At 62.9% G+C, this 14,401-nt stretch carries 16 protein-coding genes and 2 tRNA genes; 6 read left to right on the plus strand and 12 right to left on the minus strand.

The genetic code is table 11. The annotated features are described in order from the left end of the window. Window positions 1-40: 40 nt before the first annotated feature. From G3O01_RS32295 to G3O01_RS32310, 4 genes are all read right to left on the minus strand, one after another. A complete protein-coding gene (locus G3O01_RS32295) occupies window positions 41-499 on the minus strand; it encodes a histidine phosphatase family protein (protein WP_205811039.1) in 459 nt (152 codons plus the stop codon). Window positions 500-710: 211 nt separating this feature from the next. After that, a tRNA-Pro gene (locus G3O01_RS32300) sits at window positions 711-787 on the minus strand. An 82-nt stretch (window positions 788-869) separates the two neighbouring features. Next, on the minus strand, window positions 870-1,028 hold the full coding sequence (locus G3O01_RS32305) for a DUF3309 family protein (RefSeq protein ID WP_205811040.1): 159 nt from the start codon (window positions 1,026-1,028) through the stop codon (window positions 870-872). Between the two features lie 284 nt (window positions 1,029-1,312). After that, window positions 1,313-1,486, minus strand: coding sequence for a hypothetical protein (locus G3O01_RS32310; protein ID WP_205811041.1), 174 nt, complete (start codon window positions 1,484-1,486; stop codon window positions 1,313-1,315). A gap of 169 nt (window positions 1,487-1,655) precedes the next feature. On the opposite strand from G3O01_RS32310, the gene G3O01_RS32315 reads away from it, so the two are divergent. Then, window positions 1,656-1,829, plus strand: a complete 174-nt coding sequence (locus tag G3O01_RS32315; RefSeq protein WP_205811042.1) for a hypothetical protein — start codon at window positions 1,656-1,658, stop codon at window positions 1,827-1,829. A gap of 30 nt (window positions 1,830-1,859) precedes the next feature. On the opposite strand, the gene G3O01_RS32320 is transcribed toward G3O01_RS32315, so the two are convergent. From G3O01_RS32320 to G3O01_RS32340, 5 genes are all read right to left on the minus strand, one after another. Beyond that, a complete protein-coding gene (locus tag G3O01_RS32320) occupies window positions 1,860-3,242 on the minus strand; it encodes an MATE family efflux transporter (RefSeq protein ID WP_205811043.1) in 1,383 nt (460 codons plus the stop codon). Further along, a complete protein-coding gene (locus G3O01_RS32325; RefSeq protein WP_205811044.1) occupies window positions 3,239-3,547 on the minus strand; it encodes a DUF2288 domain-containing protein in 309 nt (102 codons plus the stop codon). Before G3O01_RS32325 ends, G3O01_RS32320 begins: the two co-directional genes overlap by 4 nt. Before the next feature lie 670 nt (window positions 3,548-4,217). After that, the gene (locus G3O01_RS32330; protein ID WP_205811045.1) at window positions 4,218-4,547 is read right to left on the minus strand and encodes a hypothetical protein; all 330 of its coding nucleotides are present in this window, start codon (window positions 4,545-4,547) and stop codon (window positions 4,218-4,220) included. Window positions 4,548-4,691: 144 nt separating this feature from the next. Further along, window positions 4,692-5,411, minus strand: a complete 720-nt coding sequence (locus tag G3O01_RS32335) for a peptidoglycan DD-metalloendopeptidase family protein (protein WP_205811046.1) — start codon at window positions 5,409-5,411, stop codon at window positions 4,692-4,694. A 133-nt stretch (window positions 5,412-5,544) separates the two neighbouring features. Then, window positions 5,545-6,462, minus strand: a complete 918-nt coding sequence (locus tag G3O01_RS32340) for an aldose epimerase (RefSeq protein WP_205811047.1) — start codon at window positions 6,460-6,462, stop codon at window positions 5,545-5,547. A 552-nt stretch (window positions 6,463-7,014) separates the two neighbouring features. Here G3O01_RS32340 and G3O01_RS32345 point away from each other — a divergent pair. Together G3O01_RS32345 and G3O01_RS32350 are read left to right on the plus strand one after the other, a co-directional pair. After that, window positions 7,015-7,845 carry an undecaprenyl-diphosphate phosphatase gene (locus tag G3O01_RS32345; RefSeq protein WP_205811048.1) on the plus strand — a complete coding sequence of 277 codons (831 nt, stop codon included), beginning with the start codon at window positions 7,015-7,017 and terminating at the stop codon, window positions 7,843-7,845. Between the two features lie 148 nt (window positions 7,846-7,993). Then, window positions 7,994-8,068: transfer RNA gene (locus G3O01_RS32350), tRNA-Arg, on the plus strand. An 803-nt stretch (window positions 8,069-8,871) separates the two neighbouring features. Here the strand turns inward: G3O01_RS32350 and G3O01_RS32355 are convergent. Next, window positions 8,872-10,443: an acid phosphatase gene (locus G3O01_RS32355; protein ID WP_205811049.1), complete on the minus strand. Its 1,572-nt coding sequence runs from the start codon at window positions 10,441-10,443 to the stop codon at window positions 8,872-8,874. A gap of 217 nt (window positions 10,444-10,660) precedes the next feature. Here G3O01_RS32355 and G3O01_RS32360 point away from each other — a divergent pair, with 217 nt between their 5' ends. Further along, window positions 10,661-12,040, plus strand: coding sequence for a cytochrome c peroxidase (locus G3O01_RS32360; RefSeq protein ID WP_205811050.1), 1,380 nt, complete (start codon window positions 10,661-10,663; stop codon window positions 12,038-12,040). Here the strand turns inward: G3O01_RS32360 and G3O01_RS32365 are convergent. Then, window positions 12,019-12,312 (minus strand): hypothetical protein, encoded by a 294-nt coding sequence (locus G3O01_RS32365; protein ID WP_241024434.1) that lies wholly within the window; start codon window positions 12,310-12,312, stop codon window positions 12,019-12,021. The genes G3O01_RS32360 and G3O01_RS32365 overlap by 22 nt on opposite strands. Window positions 12,313-12,556: 244 nt before the next feature. Between G3O01_RS32365 and G3O01_RS32370 the strand changes: the two genes are divergently transcribed. Next, complete coding sequence (locus G3O01_RS32370) at window positions 12,557-12,946, plus strand: hypothetical protein (protein ID WP_205811051.1); 390 nt, start codon at window positions 12,557-12,559, stop codon at window positions 12,944-12,946. Continuing rightward, on the plus strand, window positions 12,943-13,407 hold the full coding sequence (locus tag G3O01_RS32375; protein WP_205811052.1) for an NUDIX hydrolase: 465 nt from the start codon (window positions 12,943-12,945) through the stop codon (window positions 13,405-13,407). Before G3O01_RS32370 ends, G3O01_RS32375 begins: the two co-directional genes overlap by 4 nt. Before the next feature lie 9 nt (window positions 13,408-13,416). On the opposite strand, the gene G3O01_RS32380 is transcribed toward G3O01_RS32375, so the two are convergent. Beyond that, window positions 13,417-14,322, minus strand: a complete 906-nt coding sequence (locus G3O01_RS32380) for a transporter substrate-binding domain-containing protein (RefSeq protein ID WP_205811053.1) — start codon at window positions 14,320-14,322, stop codon at window positions 13,417-13,419. Between the last annotated feature and the right edge of the window lie 79 nt (window positions 14,323-14,401).

Consider the following 14,401-nt stretch of genomic DNA (forward strand, 5'->3'; position numbering starts at 1 on the left):
TTCGATGCCTGCTCCGTTCATTACCACTATGCGGTACGGATCAGATCAGATCCGGGGTGATGACCGCGCGCAGGATCGCCTGTCCGTCGCTGCCGCGCACACGGCTCTCGATCCACCAGATCGCCGATTTCTTGATTGACCAGCTCGCGCCGCTATCGGCGAGCAGCCGCGCGGCGACATGGCCGAGCGTCGGCTGATGGCCGACGATGACGACGGTGGGCGCAATGCCGTCGGGCCAACCCGCCGCTTCGAGGACGGCGGCGGCGCTCGCATCCGGCGCGATCTCGCGCACCACGCGGTACTGGTCGGTCAACGATTCGGCCGTCTGCACGGTGCGCGTGGCAGGGCTCGCAAGGATCACGGCGTCGTCGGGAAGGCGCGCACGCAGCCATTTCGCGGACGCCTGCGCCTGTTTGCGGCCGCGCGTGGTCAGCTGGCGCGCAAGATCGCTCGCGGCGATGTCTTCGGCTTCGGCGTGACGCCAGAGGATCAGGTTCATGGCGGTGTCTCCATTTGCTCTATCGGCGGTCAGGTTCGACAAGTATGGACAACGCAGGGCGAGGCGAGTTTGATTATTTCCACTGCGGTTTTTCGCGCGCGTACGTTTCGGCGTCTTGGCCGCGACGCTGACCTGAGTGCGAATTTCGCGCTGCAAAAAGCAAAAACCCGCGCCACCAGAAACAGTGACGCGGGTTTTTGTACAGCATTGATGGTCGGAGCGATAGGATTCGAACCTACGACCCTCTGATCCCAAATCAGATGCGCTACCAGGCTGCGCTACGCTCCGACGCGAGCCCGAGATTCTATCCGCATTGGTATCGGAAAGTCAAACCCGAAAGTGCGACGCACAATCCGCCCCGTCCAGAAGGTCATATCTGACCCATCAACAGCAACACGATCACGACGATCAGCACCACGCCGAGGAGCCCGGTCGGGCGATAACCCCATTCGCGGCTGTACGGCCAGCTTGGCAGGGCGCCGATCAAGAGCAGGATCAGCACGATCAGCAGAATGGTTCCGAGGGTCATGTTATCTCTCCTTATATGGCCGGGCCACAAATGGAGACCGCGCTGGCGCGTACGGACAGCGTCCGTGGGCGCGCCGGCGGCCGGAGTATCGAGCGCGCGGAATGCGCGTTCCGTGGCTTACACGGCAGCAAGCCATGTGCCCGGCATATCGCGGGCTATGAACGCAGTGGGGCGGGGAATGGGCGCAGCAAAAGAAATCGCGCGCGGCTACCAGGCCGGCGCGCGAGTCGGAGAAATGTTCAGGCAATCAAAAACGGCGCGCCGCAAGCGCGGCGCATGTGCAGTCAGTGTCTGCGGCGCATCCTGTCGAAGACGTGATGCTCGGCGAGCCAGTGATGCATCATCCCTTCGCCCTGATGTTCGCGGCGATAGGTGCGCGACTCGAACACCGAGAGCACGACGAGCACCAGCAAACCCACACCCAGTCCAACCAGACCTGCGATCGATTCGGCATCCATGGCGGCCTCCTTCGACAAACGCGACCCTGCTGCGTACATAGTAGAACAGCCACAGCAAGATGGCGCAAGGCGGGCGACGCCCAGGTTCGGCGGCGCACATTGCGCTTTGCGGGTAAACTCGTGCCCCGCGACGTCATCCGTCGATGCTCAAACTTGGTTCAAAAAGTCCATGAAGCGCTTCCTGCTCGCTGCCTCGCTGTTTTCGATGTTCGCCCTGTCGGCGTGTGCCGACGATCCGACCGTCCACCATCACGTGCCGCCGAAGGATCCCGCCGATTACCACGGCGTGCCGACCGACACCCGTCCGCCCTCGATGATCGACGCGCCCGCTGCGCCTCAGTAAACGCGCGCTGCGCCGTTCGACGGCGCCAGCCTATGTGGTATTGCCCGGCAACACAGCGGGCCCGACATCGCGGGCCAGACGCGGCAGCAGGCGCAACAGCGTAAGGCCGCGCGCAGCCATGAAGATCATCAGCGCGGCCCATAACCCGTGATTGCCGTGCGTGCCGGCGAGCGCCCACGAAGCGGCGAGAAACACGCCGAGCGACACCACCATCGACGTCATCAGATCGCGCGTGCGCGTCGCGCCGATGAACACGCCGTCGAGCAGAAAGCCCCATACGGACACGATCGGCGAAAGCGCGGTCCACGGCAGGAAGGCTTCCGCCGTCGCGCGTACCACGGCCTGATCGGTAAGTCGCTCGATGATCCACACACCCGCCATCCAGTAGACGACTGAGAACGCGAGCGCGCCCAGCGCCGACCATAACAGCGTGACCTTGACGGCCTGCCGGAAAGCGTCGCGATCGCGTGCGCCGATGGCCGCGCCGACGAGCGCTTCCGCCGCATGCGCGAAGCCGTCGAGCCCGTAACCCATGAAGGTCTGGAAGTTCAGCAGCAACGCGTTGGCGGCCAGCGTCGCGTCGCCTTGCCTTGCGCCCAGATGCGCGAACCAGCCGAACGCGCCGAGCAGGCACAGGGTCCGCACGAAGATGTCGCGATTGATGGCTACCATGCGCCTGAGCGCCGCGCGATCGAACAGCGCAGCGCGCTTCAGCGGAGGCAGGCCGCGCACGCGCATCTGCCAGAGCAGCAGGGCGCCGAACACGAAGCCGAGTGCATCGGCTGTCGCTGTGGCCGCGCCGATGCCCGCCACGCCCCAGTTGAACGCATAGACATAGAGCAGCACGGCAACGATGTTCACCGTGTTGATGAACACCTGCGTCGCGAGCGCGACCCGCACGCGCTGCGTGCCCAGCAGCCAGCCGAGCACCACATAGTTGCCGAGCGCGAGCGGCGCGGCCCAGATGCGCGCGTGGCAGTAGGCGCGGGCGTGCCGCTGCACGTCGTCGCTGCCGCCGATCGCGCGTACGGCGAATTCGATCAGCGGCGTTTGCACGGCAAGGATGACGGCGCCGATCGCGAACGCGAGCAGCATCGCGCGCACGATGTTCATGCGCAAGCCGGCCTGATCGTTGGCACCGAATGACTGCGCGACGAGCCCCGTCGTGCCCATGCGCAAGAAGCCGAAGCCCCAGAACACGAAATTGAAGAACAGCCCGCCGAGCGCCACGCCGCCGAGGTATGCCGCGCTGTCGAGATGGCCGGCGACGGCGGTATCGACGGCGCCGAGGATCGGTTGCGTCAGATTGGCGAGGACGATAGGGAAGGCGAGCGTCAGCACGCGCCGGTGCCAGCGCGTGGGCACAGCGGCCGCGGGGTCGATCGCGGCGCCGTCGTCGGCGCGATCGCTCAACCGCGTTCCTGCACGCAGACCCACGGCGACACGACGACGGCCCACAGCTCGGGCTCGCGCGCGGCGAAGTCGGCCGCCGTCTCTGCCTGCACGCGTTCGACCAGTCCCGCCGACAGCCATTGCGTGACCTGGGTCGTATCGTCGCTGGCGATAGCTTCGGCGACGCTCACCAGATCGAGATCGCGCGCGACGCGCAGCAGCATGCCGCGCGCAAAGAAGCGTTCGAGATCGACCCAGTCGATCTTCGCGGTTTCACCGAGCAGTTTGTGGTACAGCGGGCTTTGTGGGGTGTCGGGGGATGTCATGACGTTGGCAACCAGCAGGGCATGTCGTGCTTATCGTGCATTTGGTGCACATCGGACGCGTCGGCGGCATGCGCCGGCACGGGCGGGCGTAACTATAAACCATAGGCGACGGCGGGCCACTTCGCTCGCGGGATGCGTATTTCGCGAGACATGCCGCTCATCGAATCGCGTGATGGAGTTTAAAGGCGCGCTATACGGAAACTCGGAAATTCGTTAAATCTGATGAATTGCCGGAGAGGTATTGCAACCGAAAGGTGCGTTGGCGCACCAAGTTCCGCTATTGCCGCGATTGAACTAAAACGCGTGATTTCGACGAATATCGCAGTCCAGATCAATTCGCGCCTTACATTATCACGTTGCTCCGAAAGGCCCGTCCGACGTGGGTTTGAGAGCAACCGGGTATTGCGCGAATTGCGCATTTTTCGAGAAGCAGTGCGTTGATTCGGTTTGCAGAATGACAGGTGCGTCATTCACTTCGACATCCAACCGTGCGCCGACTCACACTATTTGCACAATTAATCGATTGCGTGGGTATAGGGGCGTTGCTAGATTTCGTCTCGGCGCATGGTGAACCGGTCCTTTGCCGATATGCGCCGAACCCCCGTTTGCCCGGCCTCGTGCCGGGCATTTTTTTGCCCGCGCGGACCGGCGTGCAGACGACGGGTTGCGACTACTGCTTGCAGCGGACCACCATCGAACGGTTCTTCACGTTGGCGCCGAGCACGCCGCCCAGGGTGCCGCCCGCAGTCCCGCCATTGTCGACATCCTTCGAGACCACGTCGTAGCCATAGGCGCCGCATGCTTCGCCCGCGCGCTTGTAGCATTCGCCCCAGTTCTGGCTCGCGTCGCTGCCGCTGCAATTGATTGCAAAGCCTGTGTCGCCGTTCGGCAGATAGGTGAGTGTCGTCGATCCCGAACTGGCGCAGCCTGCAAGGCTCGCCAGAGCGACGATCGCGAGGCTTGCCGCCGTCGCATGTACTGCCGCAAGGGCGTTTTTCATCGGAGTGTCCTCTCTGTGTCGTTGCGCGGATGAACGCGGTGTCGACAGGCGTGGCACGGAGCGTGCCCGCCTGCCCATGTGATGGAGCCGCGTGCGGCCGCCTGAGTTCCTTCGCGGTTCCCGTCTCGGCGCCGGCGCAAAGCGTCAGCGCGGCGGCAGCGAGCGCGCCGGGTCGATCGAACGGCCCGCGTAACGCAGCTCGAAATGCAGCATCACGCGGTCGTTGTCGGAGTCGCCCATCTCGGCGATCTTCTGACCTTGCTGGACCGTCTCGCCTTCCTTCACGAGCAACGTGCGATTGTGCGCGTAGGCCGTCAGGTAATCGGCGTTGTGCTTGATGATCAGCAGGTTGCCGTAGCCGCGCAGGCCGTTGCTCGCATAGACGACCGTGCCGCCCGCCGCAGCGAAGACGGGTGTGCCTGCGGCGTTGGCGATATCGATGCCCTTCGAATTGTTGCCGTCGAAGCCTCGCACCACGTTGCCCGTCGCCGGCCAGATCAGCGAGATCGACGACGCGGGCGATGATGGCGCATCGGCAGCCGTGCCGCGGGGCGCAGACGAAGCGCTCGCCGATGTGCTGGCCGACGTGCCCGCACTGCTACGCGCCGCACTCGTGCCCGCCGTCGCGGTGCCGGCCGGTGGCGCGACGCGCAGCACCTGGCCGACCTCGAGCGAATCGGGGTTCGACAGATTGTTCCAGCGCGCGAGGCTCTGCACCGACGTGCGATTGCTACGCGCGATCTTGTACAGCGTGTCGCCCCGTTCGACGCGGTAGAAGCCCGGACCTACGGGCGCCGAGCCGCACGCGGCCAGTGCTGCGACCAAGGCCGCGCAGACCAGCCGTCTGATTTTTGTTGTCAACATTGGACCTCGCAAGACGCCGCCGCGCGCCGATCCCGATCACGCGGCAGTTGCAAAACGTCAGATTTTAACGGTTTTGCAAGGTGCCACCCGTTTTCGGGCCCAGGCGGCGCGCAGCCGCGTGCCATTCAACGACTCAGGGCAGCGTGCCGACGCTGATACGCAGCGACGCTGTTTCGGTATCGCCCGCTTCGAGCCAGCGCAGGCCCTGGCCGTTGTGGATCGCATCGGGCAGGCCGAGCCAGGGCTCGACGCAGAAGAAGTCCGATTCGGGCTTTTCGGTCCACGTCGTGACGGCGAACCAGGGCACCGAGCCGGGTCGCTGCAGATCGATCGTGATGCTGCGGTTCAGGCCGAGCGCAACGAGGCGCACGACGTGATCCGGCGCGCCGTCGAGGCAGTGGAAGCGGTCCTGAATGCCCGCATCGTCGAGCCGGTAGTCCGGTTCGCCCGCGACCGCCGCGCTGAGCGAGCCGTCGGGCAACTGGTGGCGGCGCAGCGTGCGCGGCAGTTCGAGCACGGTTTCGCCGCGCTGTTCGTGCGGCAGCGTGAAGTAGAAGTGGTGACCCGCGTAGTAGGGCAGCGGCGCGCTGCCGGCGTCGCCCGTGTTGGTCGTGATGAAGTCGACGTCGAGCGTGTGCGCATCGACGAGCGTGTACTTCGCCTCGAACCGGAAGCTGAACGGATAGCCGGCGCGGGTCGCGTCGCTGTCGGTCAGCGTCATGGTGATCGAGCGGGCGGTTTCGTCGACGCTCGCTTCGAACGGGAGGTCGCGTGCGAAGCCGTGCATGGGCAGCTCGCGCACGGTGCCTTGTGCGTCCTTCCAGCGTCCGATCTGTCCGTCGACGAAATGGCGGCCGAGAAACGGAAACAGCAGCGGATTGCCGCCGCGCACGCGCGCGGGCTGGCTCCAGTTGGCGTTCTCGGGCCAGAAGATCACCGACTGGCCGTCGATGTCCCACGACAGCAGGCGGCCGCCCGCCTGAGGCGCGAAGCGAAGGAGCGAGGCGTCGCGTGCGATCTCGATGATGTCCTGTTGCTGGAATTGAGGCATGGCGATGGCGATAGAAAGCGGTTGAGAGGGCCGGCGTGCACGATTGTGGCGCGAAAAGTGCGGCGACGCCTATTGTGCTACGGGGAAACCCTTCTGGGGAAATTGCGGGTGTTACCGCACAGTCAGCGCCAACGATAATGTGCTCGAACACCGGCTGCGGCCGGGCCCGATCACTCGGTTTTCTGGAGGGGCGATGGATCTCGCAATGGCAATGAGCGTGGCACTGTTCGGTATGTTTACGGGCAGTACGATTTATTTCTTTTATAAATTTGCACGCTGACACGGGGCGACGAGAATCCACGTTGAACCGTCGGCACGTACCGACGGTCCACGCAGCCTCCGCACGCAGGCCCGCCTTTCAGGCGGGCCTTTTTGCTTTCATCGCCGTAATGAGTCTTTCGATCTTTTTGCGATGCGGAAAGATTCTGTTAAAAGCGAATTTTTGTCCTTGGCGCTGCCGGGTCGGCCCTTCATAATCGACCCGCCTTCAGAAGCCGGACATCATGCTCCGGCAAGCTGTTCAACCTCCCCACTTTTCAAAAGGACCGACGCGTGAGCCTGTCGTTTTTGATCTTTTTGAGCGTGCTGCAGGGCGTCACGGAACTGTTTCCGGTGAGCAGTCTTGGTCACACGCTGCTCGTTCCCGCCCTGTTCGGCATGCATATCGACAAGCATGCGCCGCAGCTGCTGCCGTTTCTCGTCGCGCTGCATCTGGGTACGGCATTCGCGCTGCTGTGGTACTTCCGCGAGCGCTGGGTCGCGCTGATCAGCGGCTTTTTCGCGTCGCTGTCGGGGCGCCGCAATGACGATGGCCACATGATGTGGGCGCTCATCATCGGGACGATTCCGGCGGGTCTGGTGGGACTCGTGCTCGAAAAGCGCCTCGAGCGTGTATTTCACGATTTGCGTATCGTCGCGATCGCGCTGATCGTCAACGGTATCCTGCTGTGGTTCGGCGACCGGCTGCAGCGTGCGCGCGCGCACCAGGCGCCGGAGAAGCTGACGTTCAAGCAGGCGTTCCTGGTCGGCCTTGCACAGATCGGCGCGCTGATCCCGGGATTCTCGCGCAGCGGCCTGACGATGATCGCGGGCAACGGCGCGGGACTCACGGCCGAAAAGGCTGCCGAATTCTCGTTCCTGCTCGGCACGCCGATTATTTTCGCGGCGGGCATTCTCGAATTGCCGAAGCTGTTTCATGCGCCTGGTCAACTCGCTGACGCGCTGCTGGGTGGCGTGCTGACGGCGATTGCTGCGTATCTGAGCGTGCGGTTCCTGATGCGCTATTTCGAAGGACGCGGCCGTCTGGCGTCGTTCGGCGTGTATTGCGTGATCGCAGGCGTGGTGTTTCTCGGCTGGTTCATTACGCATCCGCAACCGGTCTGATTGCACAGATTGATCGGTTATAATCGCGGGCCTGGCGTTGCTGCCGGGCCTTTTTGTTTGCGCTGCATGGTTTGGTTTGCTGCTCATGCCCTGGCTGCTCTGGCGAGAGCTTGAGCGTGGATAAGCCAGGTTAAAATTCCGGTTTCGCCTCCCCATAGTTCAACGGATAGAACACGGGTCTTCTAAACCTGAAATCGAGGTTCGATTCCTCGTGGGGGGGCCATCAGGTTTTTGTTTTTGTTTTTGGTTTTGTTTGTCTTGCGACGCTGGTTTGGTTTGCTCGTGTTGTCGCTGGCATCCGCGGTTTGCCTTCGTTGTTCAGGCGTTGCCCCTGTGCGGGGCGGCACTTACTTTCTTTGCCGCGGCAAAGAAAGTAAGCAAAGAAAGCCGCTCACACCGCCAATTCTTGACATCTACCCACGGGCCCTCAACAGCCCCGTCCCGTCCGCGGTATCTCCCTTCTCGATGCCCGCTGCCAACGCTTCGAATTGGCTCATCACCCGCTTCACACTCCCGCGTCGCCGCCTGCGCGATCAAATCGCCCGCGTTCTTTAGCGGCAAACTGTGTGGCGGGTTTCGCGGCATACACGCACCACTTCGGACTGAAAAGCGGGATCGGTGTCGTAAGAGCGCCGACGTGTGAAGCACTACGACCTACACATAGTTTGCCACCTGGGCGGCCGTAATCATGCGCTGCCGCTGGCTGTGTTACGGGTGCTTGAAGTGGGTGAGGCGCCTGTTCAAGGCGCTGGCAACGGGCAATGAATGGCAGATTGCCGTTTGAAGTGGAGGACCCGTTGGGGGCCCTCAGGCGGAGGTCAAGAACGGGCGGTGTTAGCCCGCTTTCTTTGCTTACTTTCTTTGCGGCGGCAAAGAAAGTAAGTGCCGCCCCGCACAGGGGCAACGCCTGAAGCACCATTAACACAACGCGGATGCCGAAAAAAAACCGAAACGAACCAAAAAGAACCAAAAAACGCCCGTACTTAGTCGCAATGACAGGCGACGGGCCCACCCATTCCCACTCGATTACTTATTGATATCGAGCGCGTTCGTCAGATCGCCCATCGCCTGACCGCCGTTGGCAACGAGCGCACTGTCACGCGCCGAGAGCCCTGCCAGCGTCGGCAGATTAAACCGATGCGTGATAAACCGCAGGATAGAAGTCGTGTCGTACTGCGTATGATCGACGAAACCCTTCTTCGCGTACGGCGACACGATAATCGCCGGAATGCGCGTGCCCGGACCCCAGCGGTCGCCCTTCGGCGGCGCGACGTGATCCCAGAAGCCGCCGTTCTCGTCGTACGTCACGATCACGACCATGTTCTTCCACTGCGGGCTGTTCTGCAGATGCGTGATCACATCCGCGATGTGCTGGTCGCCCTGCGCCACGTCCGTATAACCCGCGTGCTCGTTCAGGTTGCCTTGCGGCTTGTAGAACGCGACTTGCGGCAGCGAGCCCGCGTCGATGGCCTTGATGAACTCCGAACCGTTCAGGCCGCCGTCGAGCAGATGCTTTGCGCGGTTGTCGGTGCCCGGCGCGAGATCGGCGAAATAGTTGAACGGCTGGTGATGCGGCTGGAAGTTCGGCGAGCTCAGGTTCGCGCCGTAGACAACGTTGGTCGTGTTGTTCTGCACGGCGGCGACCGCGGTTGACCATGCGCCGCTGTACCACGCCCACGTCACGCCCGCGTTGTTGAGCAGGTCGCCGATGTGCTGGTTCGTCTGCGCCGGCAGTGTTGTCGCTGCCGTCGGATCCGCAAAGTTCGTGTCACCGCCCGCAGCCGGCTTGTTGCCGCTCGGCTGGTACGGCGGCTGCATCGTGTTGACCGCGTAGAAGTCAGGCGTGAGGTTGCCCGAGTTCATGTAGCTCGGGACGCCCGTCTGCGCAGATGCCGGCGAGGTCGGTTTGAGCGTCAGCGAGACGCCATCGGCATTGACAGTCGACACCGAGCCCGACGCCGGGCTCGTGTTGGCGTTCGCATAGAACGGCGTGCACGCGCAGATCAGCCACTGGTGATTCAGGAACGACCCACCGAATGCGCCCATGAAGAAATTGTCCGCCAGCGTGAACTGCTGCGCGATCTTGTAGAGCGGCAGCTTGTCGGCGTTCGGCGTGTAGTGACCCATGACCAGACCGCCCGAGTCGGCCCACGCGGCGAACATGTCGTTCTTGCCGCCATGGATCTGCATCTGGTTCTCGTAGAAACGGTGATACAGGTCGCGCGTCGTCGCGCTGAGCGGTGCGTTGAAGCCAGCGGGATCGTCGATCGCGAAAGGCGTGTTCGGCAGGTTCGCCGTCATCGCCTGCGTGATGACGGGCGTCACGCCCGCAGCCGTCAGGCCATTCCAGATCGGCGGCAGCGTCGCGAGCACGGAACCGTCGCGGTCGAGCTGCTGCGAATTCGCGGCCGTCACGTTCTGCAGGCCATTCGCACCCGGGAAGTTGCCGTAGAGGTTGTCGAAGCTGCGGTTTTCAGCGTAGATCACCACGACGTTCTTCACGGAAGACAGCGTCGGCTTCGAATTGCCACCACATGCGTACAGCCCGATCGCTGTGGCGATCGCGATAGGCGTCGCCCAGATCAGTTTCTTGTTCATGATTTATATCTCTCTCGCGTTGGGGACCGTAGCGAATCCGCGTAGGGATCGCCGGCGGCGAGAGTGTCGCAAGGCTTTTTGACAGAACGATTAATTTCTTACATCACGTTTCCAATTGGCTTGTGTTTGTCAATGTGTCGTTTGGTTTATGTCATTTGGACGAAATATCCGTGAAATAACCTCCCGCAGTCGATCAACACGAGCAGGTAAGAAAGATATGCGGCGCGATGTGGCGGGGCTTCGGACAGGGCAGGGGTGGCGTGCGCGATGGCTTGGCACGCTGTGCGTTTCGGTGATGCTGGCGGGTTGCGATGCGGGCGGCGCGTCGGCCGACGCCGCGCATCCGGCGGCGGCGATAAGTGGCGCGCAGATTCAGAAAGTATCTGCGGATGCCGCCCCGGCATCGCCCGCCGGCGCTCAGACGCGTGCCCAGGTCTACGAGTCCGTCAGGAAAATGACGGCTGTCGGCAAGCAGCTTTTCTTCGATGCGTCGCTGTCGGGTTCGGGCAAGCTTGCCTGTGCGTCGTGCCATAGCCCGCAACATGGATTCGGCCCGCCGAACGCGCTGTCCGTGCAGCTGGGCGGACTGGATATGCATCAGCAGGGCATGCGCGCGGCGCCCAACATCAAGTATCTGCAAAAGGTGCCGTCCTTCGCGCTGCACTATCACGATTCCGACGATGAAGGCGACGAAAGCGTCGACGCGGGTCCGACGGGCGGCCTGATGTGGGACGGCCGCGTGAACAGCGCGCACGAACAGGCGCGGATGCCGCTGACGTCGTCGTTCGAAATGGGCAGCACGCCGCAGAAAGTGGCGGCGGCGGTGAAGGCCGCGCCGTACGCGAACCAGTTCCGCGATGCGTTCGGCGAGCACGTGTTCGATAGCGACGACAGGACCTTCAAGGCCGTGCTGCAGGCGCTCGAAGTATTCGAAGAAACGCCCGAGCTGTTCTATCCGTACACCAGCAAGTACGACGCGTTTCTCGCCGGCAAGGCGCAGCTGACGAAGGCCGAACTGCATGGCCTGCAACTCTTCAACGACGAAACTAAAGGCAACTGCGCGAGCTGCCACATCAGCCAGCGCGCGCTCGACGGCTCGGCACCCGCATTCACCGACTTCGGTCTGATCGCGCTCGGCGTGCCGCGCAATCGCGCGCTGACTGTGAATCGCGATCCGCAATTCTACGACCTGGGCGCATGTGGCCCGGAGCGTACCGATCTGAAGGGACAAGACGAGTATTGCGGCATTTTCCGTACGCCGTCGCTGCGCAACGTCGCGCTGCGCCAGACGTTTTTCCACAACGGGATTTATCACTCGCTGGAAGAGGTGGTCCGCTTCTATGCGGAGCGCGATACGAATCCGGAGAAGTTCTACCCAGTCGTGAAGGGCAAAGTGCAGAAGTTCGACGATCTGCCGAAGAAGTACTGGACGAATCTGAATACCGACCCGCCGTTTGATCGCAAGCTGGGCGACAAGCCCGCGCTGGATGAATCAGAGATCAAGGATGTGGTCGCGTTCCTTAAGACGCTGACGGATGGGTACCGGCCCGAAGCGCCTCAGCAACACGCCGACGCTCACATCGTCAGCAACAGATAACAGCCGGCGATCAACACGACGAACGACGCGAGCAGGCACACGAGGCCCGCTCGCGTCAGCATGCAAGGCCAGCGGCTGCGGCGCTGGCGCAGGCCATGAATGCGCACGATGGTCGGCACGGGCGCAGGATCGATGCGCACGACGATCGTGCCGAGCACGACGCAGATCAGTGTCAGCATCGCGGCAAAAAACTGGAGAGTGAACGAGAGGTCCATGAACGTGAGGGGCAGCGCGTAAGTGTTTGAATAGCCGTCGAAATCGACTTGCGTCATGTTAGGGGCCGGTATCTGGAGCGCCTATGAGACGCGTCCTAAAATTACTCAAACAGGCTTCGCAGCGGGCTTGCAACGCGAGGGGTTATCTCGATGAATGGTTGCCGCCGCGCGCGCTGGAACGGCCAGTGGGCGCCCCAGCGAAGCCGCGCTGCGAGGCGGCGTGCTATGCTTTTGAGGTCCAGATCGCGGGCCATCGGAGGCCGCGCCGATCCTTCCGAAACCGACTTCTGCGGAGCACTTCATGTCGATGAACATCCGGGCCGTGTTTCAACTTTCCGTGGGCGGGTTGCTGCTCGCGGGCGCAATGGGCGCGCATGCCGCCAATCTCAACTTCCTGAACGACACTCCCATCGCGTACATGAAGCAGGCGGACAACGATTCGCTGAGGCAGGCCGCGTTCGAGACGCTCAATACCAAGAAGGACGGCGAGTCCGCGACATGGAACAACGAAGGCCTGCGCAACAGCACGCGCATCGAGGCGCAACTGACGCCTGACGCCACGTCGAAGTCGGGCGACCGCACGTGCCGGCAAATGCATGTCGTGTTGAGCGCAAAAGGCCAGGCGATGAATCTGAACCCGCAGTTCTGCCGCGAAGGCACGGGCCAGTGGGTGATGCAGAAGAAGCGTTGAGCGCGCGTACGGTCTCTTGCGGCGTCGTTCTGCTCGATCCCGACGGGCGGGTGCTGCTCGCGCACGCGACGGAAACCACTCACTGGGACATTCCAAAAGGGCAGGGCGAGGAAGGTGAAGCGCCGCACGTGACGGCGCTGCGCGAGATGGAAGAGGAAACGGGAATTACCGTCGACGCAGGCCGTCTGACGGACCTCGGTCTGTTTGTCTATCGGCGGGACAAGGATCTGCATCTGTTCGCCGCGCGCGCGCAGGCCGATGAGCTCGACCTCACGCGCTGCGTCTGCACGTCGATGTTTCCGCGCCGTTCCGACGGCACGATGATTCCCGAGATGGACGCATTCCGCTGGGCGGCGCCCGGCGAAGTCGAGCATTACGCGAGCCGCAGTCTCACGCGGCTCTTTGAGACGACGCTATCGCTCACAGACCTGCACCGCACGCTGGACGCGAACGCCCCATAACGCGTGCGTTCAGTCGAGCGCCTTGTCGTTGGGATGCGCGAACAGCGTGCGCATTTCCGACGACAGCGGATAGTTCAGGTTGATCCCATGCGGCGGGATTGGCTGCGTGAACCAGACGTTGTAGAGGCGCTCCGCCTCACCCGAAGTCTGCATCTTCGAGATCACGCGGTTCACCAGTTCGCGGAGCGGCGCATCGCCCTTGCGGAACATGCATGCGTAAGTCTCGTAACCGAGCGGCGTGCCTGTGACGATGAAGTCGTCGGGGCGCGGGTCGGTGGCGCGAAAGCCGTAGAGAATCGGCTCGTCCATGACGAACGCGACGGCGCGGTCCGCCTTCACGGCCGCGAACGCATCGGAATGATCTTTCGCGCTCGCAATGCGCATGTTCAACTGCTTCTCGCTGTTCAACTGGCGCACGAGCCGTTCGTCGGACGTGCCCGCCGTGGTGACCACCGGCTTGCCCGCGAGATCGGCGAAGTCAGTGATGCCGGCATTCTTGCGCGCGATCATGCGCACCGCATACTGGAAGAAGCTGTTTGAAAACGCAGCGACGCTTTCGCGCTCGCGTGTGTGCGTGGTCGAGCCGCATTCCAGGTCGATCTGGTTGTTGACCAGCATCAGGAAGCGGTTTGCCGACGTGATGGGGACTTCGCGCACCTTCAGGTTCGGCATCGCGAGCGACTTTCGGATTTCTTCGACGATGGCGAGCGCGATCGTCTGCGAATAGCCGACGGTACGGTCGCCGCTGGAATAGGAGAATGGGATCGACGCTTCACGTACGCCAAGCGTGATGACGCCGTCGTCGTGAACTTTCTTGAGCGTGCCCGTCAACTCCTGGGCATGCGCAGGCGCAGTAAGCGCCCCGGCCGCGATGACTGCGACGGCCACCAGCTTGTATTTGATTGCAACCTTCATCGTTCCCCCTGGGCCGGCAGCGATCACTCCGGCTGCCTTGTCGGGCCGTCGCGTGGCGATGTCCGTCGCGATCCGCGGC

It is taken from the genome of Burkholderia sp. Ac-20365, from assembly GCF_017104715.1.
Classification (GTDB): domain Bacteria; phylum Pseudomonadota; class Gammaproteobacteria; order Burkholderiales; family Burkholderiaceae; genus Paraburkholderia.